18 protein-coding genes are annotated in these 15,693 nt (G+C 44.5%); 4 read left to right on the forward strand and 14 right to left on the reverse strand.

Going from position 1 to position 15,693, the window contains the following annotated elements; translation table 11 throughout:
* Position 1 precedes the first annotated feature (1 nt).
* From cysN to cysC, 3 genes are read left to right on the forward strand one after another with little or no spacing between them, the layout of a single operon-like run.
* A complete protein-coding gene (gene cysN / locus ACU01J_RS03590; protein WP_481084428.1) occupies positions 2–1,429 on the forward strand; it encodes a sulfate adenylyltransferase subunit CysN in 1,428 nt (475 codons plus the stop codon).
* Positions 1,430–1,454: 25 nt separating this feature from the next.
* On the forward strand, positions 1,455–3,179 hold the full coding sequence (locus ACU01J_RS03595) for an SLC13 family permease (protein WP_481084429.1): 1,725 nt from the start codon (positions 1,455–1,457) through the stop codon (positions 3,177–3,179).
* Between the two features lie 12 nt (positions 3,180–3,191).
* A complete protein-coding gene (cysC, locus tag ACU01J_RS03600) occupies positions 3,192–3,809 on the forward strand; it encodes an adenylyl-sulfate kinase (protein ID WP_481084430.1) in 618 nt (205 codons plus the stop codon).
* Positions 3,810–3,870: 61 nt separating this feature from the next.
* Here the strand turns inward: cysC and ACU01J_RS03605 are convergent, their stop codons facing one another.
* The 14 genes from ACU01J_RS03605 to ACU01J_RS03670 all read right to left on the reverse strand — a co-directional run bounded on the left by ACU01J_RS03605 (position 3,871) and on the right by ACU01J_RS03670 (position 13,795).
* On the reverse strand, positions 3,871–4,332 hold the full coding sequence (locus ACU01J_RS03605) for a chemotaxis protein CheX (protein WP_004410369.1): 462 nt from the start codon (positions 4,330–4,332) through the stop codon (positions 3,871–3,873).
* A 17-nt stretch (positions 4,333–4,349) separates the two neighbouring features.
* Positions 4,350–4,814 carry a zinc uptake transcriptional repressor Zur gene (gene zur / locus ACU01J_RS03610; RefSeq protein ID WP_071816269.1) on the reverse strand — a complete coding sequence of 155 codons (465 nt, stop codon included), beginning with the start codon at positions 4,812–4,814 and terminating at the stop codon, positions 4,350–4,352.
* 692 nt (positions 4,815–5,506) lie between these two features.
* Positions 5,507–7,390, reverse strand: a complete 1,884-nt coding sequence (locus ACU01J_RS03615) for a hypothetical protein (RefSeq protein ID WP_481084431.1) — start codon at positions 7,388–7,390, stop codon at positions 5,507–5,509.
* A 31-nt stretch (positions 7,391–7,421) separates the two neighbouring features.
* Positions 7,422–7,619 (reverse strand): GpE family phage tail protein, encoded by a 198-nt coding sequence (locus tag ACU01J_RS03620; protein WP_481084483.1) that lies wholly within the window; start codon positions 7,617–7,619, stop codon positions 7,422–7,424.
* Positions 7,565–7,852, reverse strand: a complete 288-nt coding sequence (locus ACU01J_RS03625; protein WP_481084432.1) for a phage tail assembly protein — start codon at positions 7,850–7,852, stop codon at positions 7,565–7,567. The genes ACU01J_RS03620 and ACU01J_RS03625 overlap by 55 nt, the downstream gene beginning before the upstream one ends.
* The gene (gene gpM, locus ACU01J_RS03630; RefSeq protein ID WP_481084433.1) at positions 7,836–8,537 is read right to left on the reverse strand and encodes a phage terminase small subunit; all 702 of its coding nucleotides are present in this window, start codon (positions 8,535–8,537) and stop codon (positions 7,836–7,838) included. Before gpM ends, ACU01J_RS03625 begins: the two co-directional genes overlap by 17 nt.
* Before the next feature lie 11 nt (positions 8,538–8,548).
* Complete coding sequence (locus tag ACU01J_RS03635) at positions 8,549–8,914, reverse strand: phage tail tube protein (protein WP_171368962.1); 366 nt, start codon at positions 8,912–8,914, stop codon at positions 8,549–8,551.
* Positions 8,915–8,917: 3 nt separating this feature from the next.
* Positions 8,918–10,063 carry a phage tail sheath subtilisin-like domain-containing protein gene (locus ACU01J_RS03640; protein WP_481084434.1) on the reverse strand — a complete coding sequence of 382 codons (1,146 nt, stop codon included), beginning with the start codon at positions 10,061–10,063 and terminating at the stop codon, positions 8,918–8,920.
* Complete coding sequence (locus ACU01J_RS03645) at positions 10,063–10,266, reverse strand: DUF2635 domain-containing protein (protein WP_481084435.1); 204 nt, start codon at positions 10,264–10,266, stop codon at positions 10,063–10,065. The genes ACU01J_RS03640 and ACU01J_RS03645 overlap by 1 nt, the downstream gene beginning before the upstream one ends.
* Entirely contained in the window at positions 10,266–10,805 is a 540-nt protein-coding gene (locus ACU01J_RS03650; RefSeq protein WP_481084436.1) for a phage virion morphogenesis family protein, read from the reverse strand. Before ACU01J_RS03650 ends, ACU01J_RS03645 begins: the two co-directional genes overlap by 1 nt.
* Positions 10,787–11,266, reverse strand: a complete 480-nt coding sequence (locus tag ACU01J_RS03655; protein ID WP_171349329.1) for a phage tail protein — start codon at positions 11,264–11,266, stop codon at positions 10,787–10,789. The genes ACU01J_RS03650 and ACU01J_RS03655 overlap by 19 nt, the downstream gene beginning before the upstream one ends.
* Positions 11,266–11,718 (reverse strand): head completion/stabilization protein, encoded by a 453-nt coding sequence (locus tag ACU01J_RS03660; RefSeq protein ID WP_481084437.1) that lies wholly within the window; start codon positions 11,716–11,718, stop codon positions 11,266–11,268. The genes ACU01J_RS03655 and ACU01J_RS03660 overlap by 1 nt, the downstream gene beginning before the upstream one ends.
* Positions 11,719–11,831: 113 nt before the next feature.
* A complete protein-coding gene (locus ACU01J_RS03665) occupies positions 11,832–12,896 on the reverse strand; it encodes a phage major capsid protein, P2 family (RefSeq protein ID WP_481084438.1) in 1,065 nt (354 codons plus the stop codon).
* 50 nt (positions 12,897–12,946) lie between these two features.
* Positions 12,947–13,795, reverse strand: coding sequence for a GPO family capsid scaffolding protein (locus ACU01J_RS03670; RefSeq protein WP_481084484.1), 849 nt, complete (start codon positions 13,793–13,795; stop codon positions 12,947–12,949).
* Positions 13,796–13,927: 132 nt separating this feature from the next.
* Here ACU01J_RS03670 and ACU01J_RS03675 point away from each other — a divergent pair, with 132 nt between their 5' ends.
* The gene (locus ACU01J_RS03675; protein ID WP_481084439.1) at positions 13,928–15,679 is read left to right on the forward strand and encodes a terminase large subunit domain-containing protein; all 1,752 of its coding nucleotides are present in this window, start codon (positions 13,928–13,930) and stop codon (positions 15,677–15,679) included.
* Positions 15,680–15,693: the final 14 nt, after the last annotated feature.

Genomic DNA, 15,693 nt, shown 5'->3' on the forward strand with positions numbered 1-15,693 from the left:
AATGAATAGCGCAGTTGAAGCTCAACTCGAAGAGCTTGGTATCGAAGGATACCTAAAACAACATCAATACAAATCACTACTTAGATTCCTAACTTGTGGTTCTGTAGATGATGGCAAAAGTACACTGATTGGCCGCTTACTGCATGACTCTAAGCAAATATATGAAGATCAGTTAGCAGCCGTTCACAATGATAGCCAACGTGTTGGTACAACGGGTGAGCGTCCTGATTTGGCATTGCTAGTTGATGGCCTACAAGCAGAGCGTGAACAAGGTATTACCATTGACGTAGCATACCGCTACTTCTCGACGCAAAAACGTAAGTTCATCATTGCAGATACGCCAGGACACGAGCAGTACACACGTAACATGGCGACAGGTGCTTCTACTTGTGATGTCGCAGTGATCTTAATTGATGCGCGTAAAGGTGTACTCGATCAAACACGTCGTCACTCGTTTATCTCAAACCTATTAGGCCTTAAGCACTTTGTTGTTGCGGTAAACAAAATGGATCTGGTTGATTACTCACAAGATCGTTTTGAACAGATTCGTGATGAGTACTTAGAGTTCTCGAAAAACTTGCAAGGTGAAACTGACATTCAGATTCTTCCACTGTCTGCCCTAGAGGGCGATAACGTGGTTGAAGCAAGTCAAAACCTAAGTTGGTTTGAAGGCCCGTCACTACTTGAGATTCTTGAAAATGTTGATGTTGACCAAGATAAAGAAATCGGTGAGTTCCGTTTCCCAGTTCAATACGTTAACCGACCAAACCTCGACTTCCGCGGTTTTGCCGGCACGATTGCATCGGGCTCAGTAAAAGTCGGTGATGAAGTTAAAGCGCTGCCTTCAGGTAAGACATCCAAAGTGGCTCGTATTGTCACATTTGACGGCGACTTAGAGCAGGCTCAAGCGGGTCTCGCGGTAACGCTGACGCTCGAAGATGAGATTGATATCAGCCGTGGTGACCTGATTGTACTAGAGAATGCGCAGGTAGAGTCGAGCAATCACTTGCTTGCAGATGTGGTTTGGATGACTGAGCAGGCGCTACAGCCAGGGCGTGAATATGATATCAAGATCGCAGGTAAGAAAACCGTTGGTCGCGTTGAATCCATTCGTCATCAATACGATATCAATAACCTGTCGACCCACAGTGCGGTTGAGTTACCACTTAATGGTATTGGATTGTGTGAGTGGACGCTAACCGAGTCTGTGGCACTGGATAACTATCTAGCCAGCCAAGACACAGGAGGCTTTATCATCATTGATCGCCTAACCAACGTTACCGTCGGTTCCGGCCTAGTGCGTGAGAGTCTATCTAGTGTCGAAACCAAAACGGCCGATATTTCAGCGTTTGAACTTGAGCTTAATGCTTTAGTTCGTAAGCACTTCCCGCACTGGGAAGCGAAAGATATCAGTCAATTGCTCAAGTAAACACTCAGAGTTACAAGGAAGCGTTATGTGGCAGCAAGGGTTTGTATTAGCAATTTTACTCGGCATAGTGACTTGCTTACTGACAACGCGAATCAAGCCAAGTCATATCTTTGCTGGCGCTGCATTTATTGCATTTCTGGCGGGCATGACTGACGTTAGTGAGATAGCGACCAATTTCACTAACTCTTCCTTGTTAACTTTAGTGCTGCTGATCTTAGCGTCAGCAGCACTAGAAAAAACCCGCCTAATTAGTTGGGTCGGCCGCTCTTTGTCCACTGGTTGTTTAGGCACCGTGGTGGCGAAGTTGGGCTTATCGACGGCATTATTGTCTTCATTTACTAACAATACAGCAGTGGTTGTTTCCTTGATTAGTGCGATTAAGCGCAATCAACAACATGCCCCGTCGAAACTGCTAATTCCGCTCTCCTACACCGCGATCCTTGGTGGTACCTTAACTTTGATCGGGACCTCCACCAACTTGATCATTAATAGCTTTGTTGAAGATGCAGGCTTACCAAGTTTGAGTTTTTTTGCTCCGACAATGATCGGTTTGTCAGTGTTGGCTGGCGGCTTGTTGATCTTGATCCCGCTCAGTTACTTACTGCCGAACTATGATGATCAAAACCAAGATGAACTGCCTTATTTCTTAGAGGCGAGGGTAGAGCCTGGATCGCCATTAGTCGGACGCAGTATTAGTGAAAACAATCTGCGCGCGTTAAGAAAACTGTTTTTAGCCGAAGTGGTGCGTGATGGAGAAACGATGCCATCCGTCGAGCCTGACTTTGTCTTGCAAGCTCGAGATAGGTTGCTGTTCTGTGGTGATATTGAAAGTGTTGCGACGTTGCAAGAAATTCAAGGCCTAACGCTATTTGGTCAGCACCACTTAAATGGCCAGGGCTTCGTTGAAGTCGTGGTGAGTTCATCGGCCAGTTTTTGTAATAAGACTTTAAAATCGAGTCACTTCCGCGATCGTTTCGATGCGGTTGTCGTTGCGATTCGTCGTGGTCATGAGCGCTTACAAGGTGGCTTAGGTAACATCACTTTGAATGCGGGTGATACCTTGGTGCTAGTACCAGGTAAGCGCTTTGAGCAAGAAAAGCAAGCGCATCGCAAAGAGTTTGTATTAATCAATGATTTAGATTCTAGTGCTCGTTTAGATGCCAACAAATCAGCGCTGGTGCTGGTGGGCTTTGCGAGTGTGATTGCATTAGCTTTGCTCGATATGGTGCCACTGATTAAAGGTCTATCTGTCTATTTACTGGCTGCTCTGCTTAGCGGAGTGATTCAACTGGGTGAATTACGTCGCCGTTTCCCGATCGATATTGTCGTTATCGTCGGTTCTGCACTCTCTATTGCCCAACTTATGTTGTCGACTGGCTTATCGGTCAGCTTAGGCCAGATGTTTATTGAAGGCTTTAACGGTTGGGGAGTATTTGGCGCACTGGTCGCGACTTACTTGTTAACGCTGATTTTGACTGAGCTTGTCACCAACAATGCGGCAGCAGCTTTGGCCTTTCCGATTGGCTATAGCATGGCGGTAGGCTATGGCGTCGACCCGATGCCTTTTATTATGGCAGTGCTGTTTGGTGCTAGCGCAAGCTTTATCTCTCCCTATGGCTATCAGACTAATTTACTGGTCTATAGCGTAGGTAATTATAAATTAACGGACTATGTTCGAATCGGGATTCCTATTTCAATTGTTTACTCTGTACTAGTGTTAACGCTTATCCCGATCTTCTTCCCGTTTTAAAAGGACGCAATTATGACGACGGAGACTCCCGTTAAAGACGAAAACGTAGTGTGGCATCAACATGCGATCGACAAAACGTTTCGTTCTCAGCTTAAAAAACAGAAGCCAGTTGTGCTTTGGTTTACTGGATTATCGGGTGCTGGCAAATCAACGGTTGCTGGTGCACTGGAAACTCGCTTAGCGAAGTCGGGTTACCATACTTATCTATTAGATGGTGATAACGTTCGTCATGGGTTATGTAGTGATCTTGGTTTCTCTGAGCAAGATCGCCGCGAGAACATCCGTCGTATTGGTGAGTTGGCTAAGTTAATGGCTGATGCAGGTCTGATTGTTTTGTCGGCGTTTATCTCACCGCACCGCGCGGAACGACAATTGGTAAGAGAAATGCTTCCACAAGGCGAGTTTCTTGAGGTGTTTGTTAATACGTCGCTTGATGTGTGTGAGCAGCGTGATCCGAAAGGACTATACAAGAAAGCGCGCGCAGGAGAGATTAGCAATTTCACAGGCATTGATTCTGAGTATCAAGTGCCACTGAATCCTGAGATAGACTTACTGGCGGGTGAAAAAAGTATTGAGGCATTAGTCGATGACTGCCTTGTTGCGCTACAAGAGCGTGGCATCATCGGCTAAAAATAAAAAACGCTTCCTAAGGAAGCGTTTTTTATATCTAATTCAACATCAAAGTATTCGATTATTCGAAACAAATCTCGATGAATGCATTACCCCACTGAGATGAGAAAGGCATGATGATGATCGAGCCTTCACATTTGTGGCGAATGGTATGGCCTTTACCTGATACAACAACAGGAGTTGCCATATCAAAATCAAAACCACTTTCCGCAAGGATACGTTTCGCACCGCCAGTCACCATGTTGGTGATTTCACCAACCATATCGGTCACTTCGTCATTTAAACCATTCGGGCGCTCGCCTAGCATGTTCTGCATGATTTCTAGAGCAAGGCTTTCGTCAAAGGTAATAGACATCGAGCCACGGCTTTGCGTGCCGACCATCCCTATTAAACCTGATACGTCCCCACGTGCAATTTCATCTTTCTTTACACGAGGTTTCTGTGGCTTCAATTCCAGTGAAGCCATCGTTTTTAAAACATTCATCAATGATGCTAAAAACGGGTTTACAAATTCAGCGCGCATAATCTTCTTCTATATCTTTAGTTCGCTTTGTCAGAGGAACATGACTGACAAATACCGTGTGATTCAATCACGTGATTAATGATGGTAAAGCCATGCTTTTCTGCATTATCTGCCAACAAGGCTACCAAACTATCATCTTGTAGTTCAATAACGTTACTGCATTTATCGCATATCAATAGATGCGAATAATGTTTATGAGCATTGCAAGAACAGCATTGGATGTAGCTATTGGTCGATTCAACGCGATGGATGAATCCTTGTTCGAGCAAAAAGTCCAATGCACGATAAACCGTTGGAGGCTTTGCTTGAGGTTCACTCAGCTTCAATTCTTCTAATAGCTCATAAGCACTGGATGCTTTCGGGCTTGCACAAATCAGCTCAAACACACGTTTTCGTTGAGTCGTGAGCCTTACGCCACGGGCAGTGCATATCTCTTCTATTTGTTTTACTAACTGCAGGTCCAAACTTATCACCATTACCAATGGACATTTTTAATAATATACCATTTATCGAGGTTTATCGTTCCTCATTTGGTAATATCTAATAGCTGTGTCAGTAAGTTACTCATTCTGGAAATGAATAGAACTGAAGGTAACTTAAGGCGTATAAGTTACCTTATCTACGAAAAAAACGATACCTACTTAGCGTAAATTGCTGATAACTCACTTTTGGCTTGTGGCTAAGATCTCTAATCCTCGGTCAAAATCAAATTCTTCCAATGCTTGGCTAAGTACAGAAAGCTCTCCTGATTTTTCCTGAATGTTTTCTTATCTGTGTGTATAATCGCGGATTCTGTTTTAACCACGATGCTCACTGTACAGCGAGACTCACTTTATGAAACCTGATAATACTAGTAAATTCGCGGCTAACCGCTTTTCAATAGCACCCATGTTGGATGGGATCTACTTTCTAGCAAAATAAAGGGTTTTGGTTGGTTGAGGCGTACCATAGGCGATCTGCGAATTTTCGGTACACCTTAAAATTGATTAGTACGCCTTGCTTCAGATACAAGAAAGCCGCCAGTGTAGGCGGCTTTGTTATTTCTGGTACTTCATAGATACATTTGACTATGTTGGCCAACGTAGTTAGATGTGACTATGCTCGAGCGAATTCCCTTGAACTACATGAAGTGATTATGAGTGCTCAAATGCTTGGTTGCGTTAACCAAAGCTCTTTAGAATCCCCACACCATATTCCCAACATCCATATTAAGATCAGTCCCTTTGTCCGTTTTTGCTTGGTCTACTGACACGGGCTTATCAGATTTAATTGTCAGTGATACTTCAGACTTGCTCTTCATTGTTTGTGGGGCCAGTGGTTGATAAGGGCGGTATTGATTTTGGGAGGTAAGTCCTCCGGCTTGATATCCCGTGTAACCTTGTTGTTCCGTTCGGTTATAAGTCTCATTAGTTGTGATACCTAACTTGGCGTTCTTGTCCTTAATCTTGTTAAGTTTTCCTGCCAATTTATCTACTTGTTCACCTGCTTCTTCGGTTTGCAACTTCCAACCTTCAGGGATTAGTGAGTCGGGCAGCATGTTAATGAGCTTTTTAAACTCGTTCCATAACCAACCAATACCTTCCCCAATTGCCTTAATAACTTTGTCTAGGCCATAGAACTTATCGACCAAGTAAGTAATGGCAACAACCGCCGCCATAACTGCTGCGACAATTAATCCAATTGGGTTACCTAAGATCACAGCATTTAACGCAATCAATGCAACTTTAAATAAAGCCACGGCTGCAACAATTTCGCGGAAGTACTGAGAAACAAAAATCACGCCCTTACCCAGAAAAACAAGCCCGTTATAGAGGCCTTTAACTGCTTGAGTGACTTTGGTGATGGTTTCATCTCGCCATTTGACATTCTTGAATTTATTCGTGAACTCGCCAAAGGCTTGAGTCGCTTTTTCCATGATAGGGGCGAGAGCTGCATACTTGATTGATTTGATACTTTCTTGAATACGTTGCAAAGCATCGTTGTAGGCTTCGGCTTTTGCTGCATCTTCCGCTTTTGCACCGCCGCCTAATTCGGCTAATTCTTTTCGTGACCTCGCTAAACCGTCTGTACCTTCTCGAAGAAGCAATAGCATTTGGCGACCGTCCTGACCAAAGGCAGCGTCAGCGAATGCCATTTGTTCTTGAGCGGTTTTAAGTTTTGAAAATGATGCTAAGAGTGCTTCATAAGCCTCTTGGGTATTTGCTGCACCGTCTAAGTCCTTGAATGCAGAATTACCACTCTTTTTGAGGTAAGAGCCCAGAGCGCCACTTCCCGTTTGTTGTAGGACACCTAGACGTTTAGTAAAGCGTGTTAAGGCCGATGACATTGTGTCTTCGTCAACACCTGCATGCGAAGCTTGTTTGCGCATGGCTTGCAGCTCACTAATGGATATTTTCAGAGTGGCAGATTTTTTCGCAAGAGCGTCCATTTCTGCTGCTGCACTGTTCACTTCAGTTACTAGGCCAGCAATACTCAAACCACCAAGCAAAGCGGCTCCTTTACCTGCTACAGCTCCACCGACTTTAGGTAGCTTTATTTTTCCATTGAGCTTTTGCATCGGTTTCATGATGCCTTGTAGCTTCGAGTACTTCTTTTGTAGTGAGGTAATCTCTTTGCCATGCTCTCTGTAACTCTTATTCAAGCGTTCATATTCGCTATCGAGCTTGTACACGGAAACACCGGACTTTTTGAGGCTTTTACGTAAGCCCATTAATCCTGTTTGGTATTGCTTTTGTTCAGTATTGAGTTTGTTCAACTTTTCTTGCTGCTTGGCGATTTTCGCAGTAAGGGCGGCACTCGGTGCCTGAAGCTGTTTCGCTTTCTTTTGCAGTTTATCTAGCTGCTCTTGTTCTGCTTTCAGAGCGAGTATATTTTTCTGCTTGGCCTTCTTAATGTCGTTAAAGCGATCAATCATAGCCATAGCGCTAGAGTCGTCTGCTTGAGCTTTTTGCACCTTCCTGATTTGCTTTGCATAGCGATCAGATTCGCTGCTCATACCTTTTAGGATAGGCTTGGTCTTATCTTTCATGCCCATCACGATAGAGAGATTCATCTTCATAGATATCCTTCCCAAAATAAAAAAAGAGAGCTTATTCGCTCTCTTCTTGTTCAGTTCTTTGTCGTGCTTTTTCTCGGAACAACAATAGGTCTTCGTAGCTGAGTCTGTCTATTTCGCTTGGTTGCCAGTGAAACACTGCTGCAATGTCAGCGTAATAGTCTTCTACGTGCTCTATTACAGTTCCGTATTGACGAAAAAAGAGGCGATAGTCGTCAGAATTGGTGCCCAGTTCTCAACAGGCATATTCATAGCATCGCGCTCATTGAGATTAGAAATTCTAGGTAACAGTACTTCACCTGCTTCAAATCTCATCTCACATACGTCAACGAGACTGAGCCCACGAAGGTTGCCTGAGTCCGGTTTACGCAAATCTAGCTTTTTAATCTCTACACCATCTTTTTCAATTGGAGTCGGCAGGTCAACGGGCTTCACTGTCGCTTTGTTCTTAGTTGGGGCTGTCATAGCCTAGCTCCTCTTTTAATTCGTTTAGCTTGGTCTTGCGACCACCCTTGCGTGGGTCAAGCTTCATTACCTGCTCAAATAGATCATGAGCTTCTTTTTTCTCGCCTGCGTCAAAGTGCCAATCACCGACCAGACGGAACATTTTCACTTTTAGTGGCGCATTGGTTGCCAGTTGTCCAGAGCGAAGGTCTTTAACAGCATTGATCAAGTACTCTCGCTTAAACTCTTTTTTCTTCTGAACAGCTTTGTGTGAGTATGTGAAAACAAGATCACAAAATGCTGTATGTCCATTAGTTCGCCATGTCATAGGAGGCTCTAAACCACCTTCGATAGCCAAGCGGAAATCATCATAGACTTCTTCAAATCGACCTAAATCAACTTGCCACAAGTAGAACCACCACATTACTTCAAGGTTGGCATAGTTGCCTTTGTGGGTTTCAAGCAGCCTTTCTACCAATGGGCGATACTTTTTCACCAGTTCTTGTTTGTACGGGTCTTTCTCCTTGGAGCCTGACAAGCTTTTCAAGAAGCCTAAGTCATTCTTCAAGGCCGCTTGAGTTTCTTCCCAAGGTTTATCAGCAAAAGCAGGACGAAGGTTAGAGCTCGCCTCTGGTTGCTTAATTTGCTCTGGCTTTTGTGGCGTTGACTGTAACTGGTGCTTTCTCTTCATGAGGATAGATAGCATGAGGTTACTCCTTACTGTGGAATCAGCTCTTCGCCGTTCAGCATGATTTCAAGCTGACCGTCTTTCACCGTGAGCGACAACGGATCTGCTGAGAAAGCTTCTTTAAGTGTGTACGTCTTACCACTATTGGTTTCTAGCGTGACGTTTTCATCAACCAAATTGGCGATTGCTTCTTCATCAGTATCTTTTGCATGAATAATGGTTGCCTTGATGAACGGTGCATCAGAGTATTCTTCTGAGTACCCTAAAACGCCGTCATCGCCCATTACAGGTGTGCGCTTTAGGTTACCAAAGCCAACCTCTGCACCTTCTTTAATTGGCAGTCGTCCTAATGAACCTGCTATTAGGACGGCACGGCTAGTAATTTTTGTTGACATAAGTTACTTCCTAAATTGAACCTTACCTGCGGTAATGATTAGACCATTCACGAACTGTGGAGAATCTTGGTAGTTCGCACGTTGTTTATTGGTATCGTCTAGCTCAACGATGAGTGACTTCTTGTAGCCGTCAAAGTCTTGAACAATACCGTTGTATTCCAGCTCTCGATACAGGGCGAGCAGCTCTGTTTTGAGCATGCTTGGTGTCACGATAACCTGACCGCGAGCAAACTTAGTTCCATCTTTTGCCAGTTTGTGTCGAGCGTATTTGCTGAGAATGCGTGAGCGTTGCTTCTGACGGAAATACATTGCTGTAGCAGGTGTCATTACATCGAGATAGCTGTTATCTGCAATACCAGCGGCGTTTTCTGTGTAAGCAGTAATAGGACGCTCAACCATGACTTCTTTTGCTGAGCTAACGGTGAAGGTACTAATACCTTCGTATAGCAACATATTGCGCTCTGCAAACGTCCATTCATTTGCAGCCTTTGAGTAAACGCCACTAAGCTTCAAAGTTTGCAAAGGTCGGCAAGGGTCAGTAGCTAGCGAAGGCGCAATTTGACCAACCCAAGCACCAATTGCAGCCGCATCACTGAGATCATTGTTTGCTGAATCACAGAATTGATTGATAGGCATAAAGCTAATCAACGGGCAATTACTCACAGTGGCGAAGGTGACTAGTTCTGCGTGTGTGCCTTTTTTCGGAATGTAAGCTAAACCGGGGATCTGGTTCATTGCGTCATAACGTTCTTCAAGCAACTCACCTAACTCTCGAATGGTTGTTTCATCATTGAGTGAGCACATGATGTGGTTATATTGAACATCCCCCAAAGCGGCTAGAGCACTGGTGATATCACCAGCGTCAACACTGACTGCGAAGATGGGCATAACTTCATCTTGTTTGCGGAAGTACTCCACCATTTCCACAATTTCAGAGGTTGCGCCATCTTTGCCGAAGTTCTCTGCGGCAATGGTTTCGTCCATACACAAAGTCACGGTATTTGGCCCAACTTTGGCACCTGCAATCGCATTACCAATGGCTAAGATGATTTGTTGTTCTTCTGCACTGTTCGCTAGGCTATTATCGATCTCGATAAAACAACCTGGTACACGAATATTGCTAGGAACTTCGTTGAAGCTAATACTCATTATTTAGCATCCTTCTTGATGGTCGTTTGTTTGGTCGAAGTGTCAACAACCGTGCAGTCACCATCGTTGACACGACGCAGCCAATAGGTGTTACGAGGTTTGCTTTCACCTGAAGTTTTTAAGGGTTCAAGCGTTTTAGGGTCTTTTACAGTGACGCCTTTTTTGGGCTTGATTGTGAATGTTGGTACTTTGTTTTTTTCCATTACGCTGCATCCTCTAGTGCAAAGTATTCCGCTGCCATTGCTAGTAGCTCTCGCTCTAGAGCTGGCGTCCAACCAATGAAGGTACGCTTTGGCATTGTGTAATTTCGTTTAGTCAGTGTGCCGCCTTTCCAGCGACCAACCTTGCTATCAAAAAAGCCGTTTACTCTAGTAGTAAATGACACCTGTGAACCTTCGTTGTGCTCGCGTCCTATATCGCCAGCCACACCTTTAATCCCGACTTCAAAATTATCTTCAGTCACAATGGTTCGCATTGAGCGACCAAACCCTAACAGCATGTTTCTGTTGTTGGCGGTATGTGCGCCTTCCAGACCTTCCCGAATTTTGACTTTCTTCCTTCGCGTTCGGCTTTGGTATGGGTTGTTATCAATATCTCGTTGAGCTCTTATCTGGGCTCGAAAGAATTGCCGTGCACGATTCGCCATTCTTCTGTTCAGGTCGAATTTTTCAGACGCAGTAAGCACTAAGCTCTCGACAACTTGAGTTAATTGTTCGGGCGTTTTTAGTGTGAGTTCTGACATGGCAAGTCATTCTCGTGACCAACAAAGTGAATCAGTTCACCTAACTCATCTTCATCAACTGCGGCTTCAAACTGGTTATCACATCGGTATAGATCACCGGCTTGTTTCCAATCGCCTTGTTCATCTTCGATCAGGTTGTATTCTTCTCGAATATCTAGCTTTAGCTTTATGTCGTAACGTCCTTTGTCTAGACGTTCGACAGCAAATGTCGGCATGGCTAAACCTTTCTCGCTTCGGTGTTGGTCATACTTGTTTAACCAACTGACAATATGCATAAACAGATTGTCCGGATTGAGCTTGGCATTTTGCACAAAGATAATGGCGGTGTACTCGACTTCAAAACCGTCAATTTCATCGCCTTGAGTGCAAAAAATAGCGCCGTCTTCAGCCCATGAATCAAAGCTTTTGGCATCAACAATATGCGTCTTAAAAAGGTCTGTTAGGTTTTGCAAAGCTTTCATCACACCCTCTCAAAACGGTAGGTTTCTTCACCATGAATGAGCATGTCTACCGCTTGGCGGTACTGGACTTCACACTCTTCTTTCTTGTCTGTTAGGGCCTCTTGCCTTTCTGCCGCGTCTTTGGTGGCATCACCGCTCATTTGGATGCTGATTAGCTGTGCGGCGGCAAGCGCAAACACGGCTTGCTTGTAGAGCGTCTCGCCTGACTCTTCATCATCAAATCGTGCTTGCGACAACTCAGCTAAGTTCGCAAAAGGTTCTAGGGTGTCTTTTAGCTCTGAATGAACTTTCACACGCGATACTTTTGCGTGGTGCAGAATGCCTGCCTCTGTCTCATTGCTTTGGAAATGGAACAGAGACTGAAACTCTGAAATTTTTAGCGCTGGATACTTGCCAGAAGCAGGTAGCTCAGAGTCGTAGATTTCGTTTTTGTTTCCGACATACTCAGCCATGACTCAACCTTATTCAGTGGGTTAGGGGATGCAGGCAACACTCGCGATTATCATTAAGTACATAAGCACACATGAAGCAGCGAGAGAGCCTGCATTTGTGGGGTGTTAGTCAATTAGTGCCAAGCACCTTCAATCCATAGTCGGACGTTCTTGAAGTCCACGGCAGCGGCCTTGCCTTTTTCTTCAATGACGTACGCCATATTCATAGATTCAAAGTTTTCAACTTGGTCTTTTTCATCGTTCTTCTTACCTAGTGAACGGCGAATGGAATCTTTTTGAATGTAGATTGATAGGTTTTTGTAACTGGTTACCATGATGCCCGTTGAAGGGAAGCCCGGCACTTTTACTGCAGGTAGACCACCATATGTACCAATAACCTGAATTTCTTCTACCTTGCTTTTCTCGCTTGGAGTATTGCCATGTGCTTCGTAGAACTTAGCTTTGTCGTACCCAAGCAGGTCAGAGCCGATAATTGCAACTAGGTCAGCATCGTCTTCACAAGCCGAGTGAAGCAGTGTTTTAACGTTCAATACGGCTAGGTCAAGGTTGATAAAATCGCCCTTTTCTTTACCAGCAGAGCCGTCACCACCTTCGCCAATACGAATAACACCTGAGCCTTCAATAACCTCTGAGATCAGTCGCCCTGCATTGTGTTCGCGCATGGCTTGGTACCAACCTTTATTGACATCTTCGCCGTTCGGGTTTGTTTCGCGATCAGTGTTTTTCTCTACGCGTTCACCATACCAGCCGATGGTGATTTGGTTCGCTGATATTTGATCGCGAGTTTCGGCAGAAATGATTTGATTAAAACGAGGCTCGTGAGCCCAAGCGTCCATTTTTTCGTAACGGATAGCTGTATCAAAGTTGGTTTGCTCACATACGTATGGCATCGCGCCCGCTTGTGAATGGTCTTTTGGTGTGCGTTTGCCATCGCCTGACGTATCAGTTCGGCTAGCAATCATTCCATTTACGCTCAGACCAATAGATTCACCTTTCTGGTTTTTAACCAGAATTACGTTGATTTTCTTCATGAACCAGTTGGAGTCACGAAGTTGTGCAACGACCTTTTGAGCACCGTTCGGAGTTACATTGAACTTTTGAGTCGCATCGGTAACTTCGTTTTGCTCAGCGGCAGTTTTAAGGAATGCGGCAAGTTTGATTTCAGTATTTCTTTCCATTGTTCGGCCTAATAAAGTTGTTATCTGTTAAGCGATGATTATCTGTTTAGTTACAGATATGGAGTTTCTTCGCCATCGGAGCCAGCAGGCTTGCGATCATGCTCATCTGTCTGTTTGCTGAGCGTTTGCAGTTGGTCTGTTAGTTCACCTACTTGAGTTGATAGGGTCTCGACTTGACCTTTAAGTTCGGTGACTTCGCCGCCTTCTTCTGGCGGTGTTTCTTCTTCACCATCTTGTTTGTTTTGAGCTGATAGGCAGGTAATCAACTGACCAATTTGTCCGCTAAGTTGTTGGTTCTGCTCAATGCTTTTCTCAAGCAGCTCTTCGGTTTTTTTAGACATTTCTTCCGGTTCCTCTAGGTTAGAAAGCTGCTCTTCGTGTCCATCAGGTGTGCTTTTGAGCAGGTTTAAAAATTTCGTTAATAGAGAGCGCTCTGATTGTGCCTCACTATCTTGAGAGAGTTTTTCAATATGGTTGAGTACTTGGCCTGTTGATACCTGCACGGCATCTTTTTCACTTGGTTGAGCAGAAAGGTGTACTTGCGTTGTCCCTAGTGATGCAGGCTTATCAGTGAAGGCAAGACCTGTTAGATATGCTTTACCAGTGTTCGCAAAGTCTTCTAAGTATTCACATGACGTATGCAGTAGCTGACCGTTTTCGATGTTTCTTAGTAAGAAAGAATTAGGCTTAATTTCTGCCCAAAGCTCATCATCGCGTTTTTCGACAGACAAAACAGAACCGCCTTTCCAGCTCCATTCAGAGTGGTCTTCATTGATTCGAGCTGTGTACTTTTTCGGGTCGTACGTTTCCGCAATGTCATCAATGACCTTTTGTGGAATGTCTCGCCCGTCAATAGTGGGGCCAGCTTTCAAAATGCAAATTGGCTCTGACTTGAACATCATTTCTCTCCTAAATTCGATGATTCCAATCTAACCAATGCCTTTGTCTTTTTGTATTTGTGCTGTTTCTAAATGGTGAATATAGAAAGCGCACAAGCTGAGTAATTCAGGGGGCTATAGCACTATGCAAGCATGGATACGAATGTTATTAGCGAAGCGCTATACACCACAGACCAAACGAAAGCTTTGGAATTGTTTTTGCGCCAACGAAAGCCGCCTGAAATTGCGGAGCAAGTTGGTGTGGCTACTCGCACGGTTCAGAAATGGATAACTCAGTTTGATTGGAAAAATCTGAGGGATGATGCACCCGTTGAATTAATGCTAAGGCAGCGTATTGCCTACTTGATGTGGGTAGACCATAAACTCGAATGCCAAGAGCGCGAGCTGAAGATGCTGCTAGAGCAGCACTACAAAAACCAGAAGTCAGAAGAGCGCTCTCGACCAGCGAGTTCTAGTGGTGGTGAGAATAAGCGAGGACGTAAATCAAATAAGGTTAAAAATGATATTTCCGGTATCACGAAAGAGATGCTGGATGAATACCGTGAAAAGACCTTCTTTGGCTACCAGAAAGAGATTCATGAGCACAAGCAAAACGATGAGATCAACGAGATTCGCTTTTATCTTAAATCTCGCCAGATTGGTTTGTCGTTCTATTTTGCATGGGAAGCGTTTGAAGATGCAGTGCTTAGCGGAGATAACCAGGTGTTTATTTCTGCGTCCAAGAAACAGGCGTACATCTTTAAAAACTACATTCGCAAGTTTGCCCTAGAGCTTGCTGGCATTGATTTAAAAGGTAAAGACGACATTGAATTAAGCAATGGCGCCAACCTTATTTTCTGTTCAACCAATGTTTCATCTTCTCAGGGCTTTAACGGTCATATGTATTGGGATGAGGTTTTCTGGATACCTCGCTTTGGGGCACTTGATGACTATGCAGGTGGTATGTCGATTCAGGCTCAGTACCGTACAACCTACATTTCAACCCCTTCTACTATGGCGCATGAGGCTTACCCGAAATGGTCTGGTAAGAAAGAAGACAATATTGACCTAAGCCATAAAGCACTGAAAGACGGTGCGCTTGGCCCCGACTACATCTTCCGTCAAATGATCACGGTTGATGATGCCATTGCCAAAGGCGGTGACAAGCTCTTCAACATGGAGAAGCTTAAACGTAAGTATCCGGTTAAAGAGGTATTCGACAACCTGCTTCGCTGTAAATTCTTGGATGATAGCGCCTCGTTCTTTGCGCTCAAGGCGTTGTTGGCTTGCAAGACAGATACTGACTTGTGGCAGGACGTTGACCACGATAAAGCGAGACCAGTTGGTAATGCAGAGGTTTTGGTTGGTTATGATCCAAGAGGTGGCGGCACTGGTGAAGGTTCGGATGATGCAGGTTTAGTGGTTGCTCTGAAGCCCAAAACCAAAGGCGGTGTATTTCGGGCTATTGAGAAACTTCGCTTGAAAGGTTCGAGTTATGAACAACAAGCTGAAACCATTCGAAGCATTACCGAAAAGTACAACGTGGTTTATTTAGCGATGGACACAGGCGGTGTGGGCTCGGCGGTAGCGGAGTTAGTACGCAAGTTTTACCCGGCTCTGGTTGAATTGAACTATTCACCAGAGATGAAGCGCATGATGGCATATAAAGCGCGAGAGATTATCAACAATGGACGCTTCTTGTTTGATGATGATTGGGATGACCTAGTGCATTCCTTCTTGATGATTCGCCAGCAAACCACCGATAAAAGCGGACAAGTTACCTTTGTTTCCAATCGTAGCAAGATAGGTTCGCATGCTGATTTAGCATGGGCCTCAATGCACGTTCTAGCGTGGGAACCAATAGATGTTAATGCAGATAACGATACAAGCGTAACGTTCTTCTAAGAACTGGAGAGAGC

This window comes from Vibrio sp. 2433-A1 (assembly GCF_056726085.1).

Coding starts and splice junctions, on each gene's coding strand:
- cysN (WP_481084428.1), top strand. CDS start 2: ATGAATAGCGCAGTTGAAGCTCAACTCGAAGAGCTTGGTATCGAAGGA.
- ACU01J_RS03595 (WP_481084429.1), top strand. CDS start 1,455: ATGTGGCAGCAAGGGTTTGTATTAGCAATTTTACTCGGCATAGTGACT.
- cysC (WP_481084430.1), top strand. CDS start 3,192: ATGACGACGGAGACTCCCGTTAAAGACGAAAACGTAGTGTGGCATCAA.
- ACU01J_RS03605 (WP_004410369.1), bottom strand. CDS start 4,332: ATGCGCGCTGAATTTGTAAACCCGTTTTTAGCATCATTGATGAATGTT.
- ACU01J_RS03615 (WP_481084431.1), bottom strand. CDS start 7,390: ATGAAGATGAATCTCTCTATCGTGATGGGCATGAAAGATAAGACCAAG.
- ACU01J_RS03625 (WP_481084432.1), bottom strand. CDS start 7,852: ATGACAGCCCCAACTAAGAACAAAGCGACAGTGAAGCCCGTTGACCTG.
- gpM (WP_481084433.1), bottom strand. CDS start 8,537: ATGCTATCTATCCTCATGAAGAGAAAGCACCAGTTACAGTCAACGCCA.
- ACU01J_RS03635 (WP_171368962.1), bottom strand. CDS start 8,914: ATGTCAACAAAAATTACTAGCCGTGCCGTCCTAATAGCAGGTTCATTA.
- ACU01J_RS03640 (WP_481084434.1), bottom strand. CDS start 10,063: ATGAGTATTAGCTTCAACGAAGTTCCTAGCAATATTCGTGTACCAGGT.
- ACU01J_RS03645 (WP_481084435.1), bottom strand. CDS start 10,266: ATGGAAAAAAACAAAGTACCAACATTCACAATCAAGCCCAAAAAAGGC.
- ACU01J_RS03650 (WP_481084436.1), bottom strand. CDS start 10,805: ATGTCAGAACTCACACTAAAAACGCCCGAACAATTAACTCAAGTTGTC.
- ACU01J_RS03655 (WP_171349329.1), bottom strand. CDS start 11,266: ATGAAAGCTTTGCAAAACCTAACAGACCTTTTTAAGACGCATATTGTT.
- ACU01J_RS03660 (WP_481084437.1), bottom strand. CDS start 11,718: ATGGCTGAGTATGTCGGAAACAAAAACGAAATCTACGACTCTGAGCTA.
- ACU01J_RS03665 (WP_481084438.1), bottom strand. CDS start 12,896: ATGGAAAGAAATACTGAAATCAAACTTGCCGCATTCCTTAAAACTGCC.
- ACU01J_RS03670 (WP_481084484.1), bottom strand. CDS start 13,795: ATGTTCAAGTCAGAGCCAATTTGCATTTTGAAAGCTGGCCCCACTATT.
- ACU01J_RS03675 (WP_481084439.1), top strand. CDS start 13,928: ATGGATACGAATGTTATTAGCGAAGCGCTATACACCACAGACCAAACG.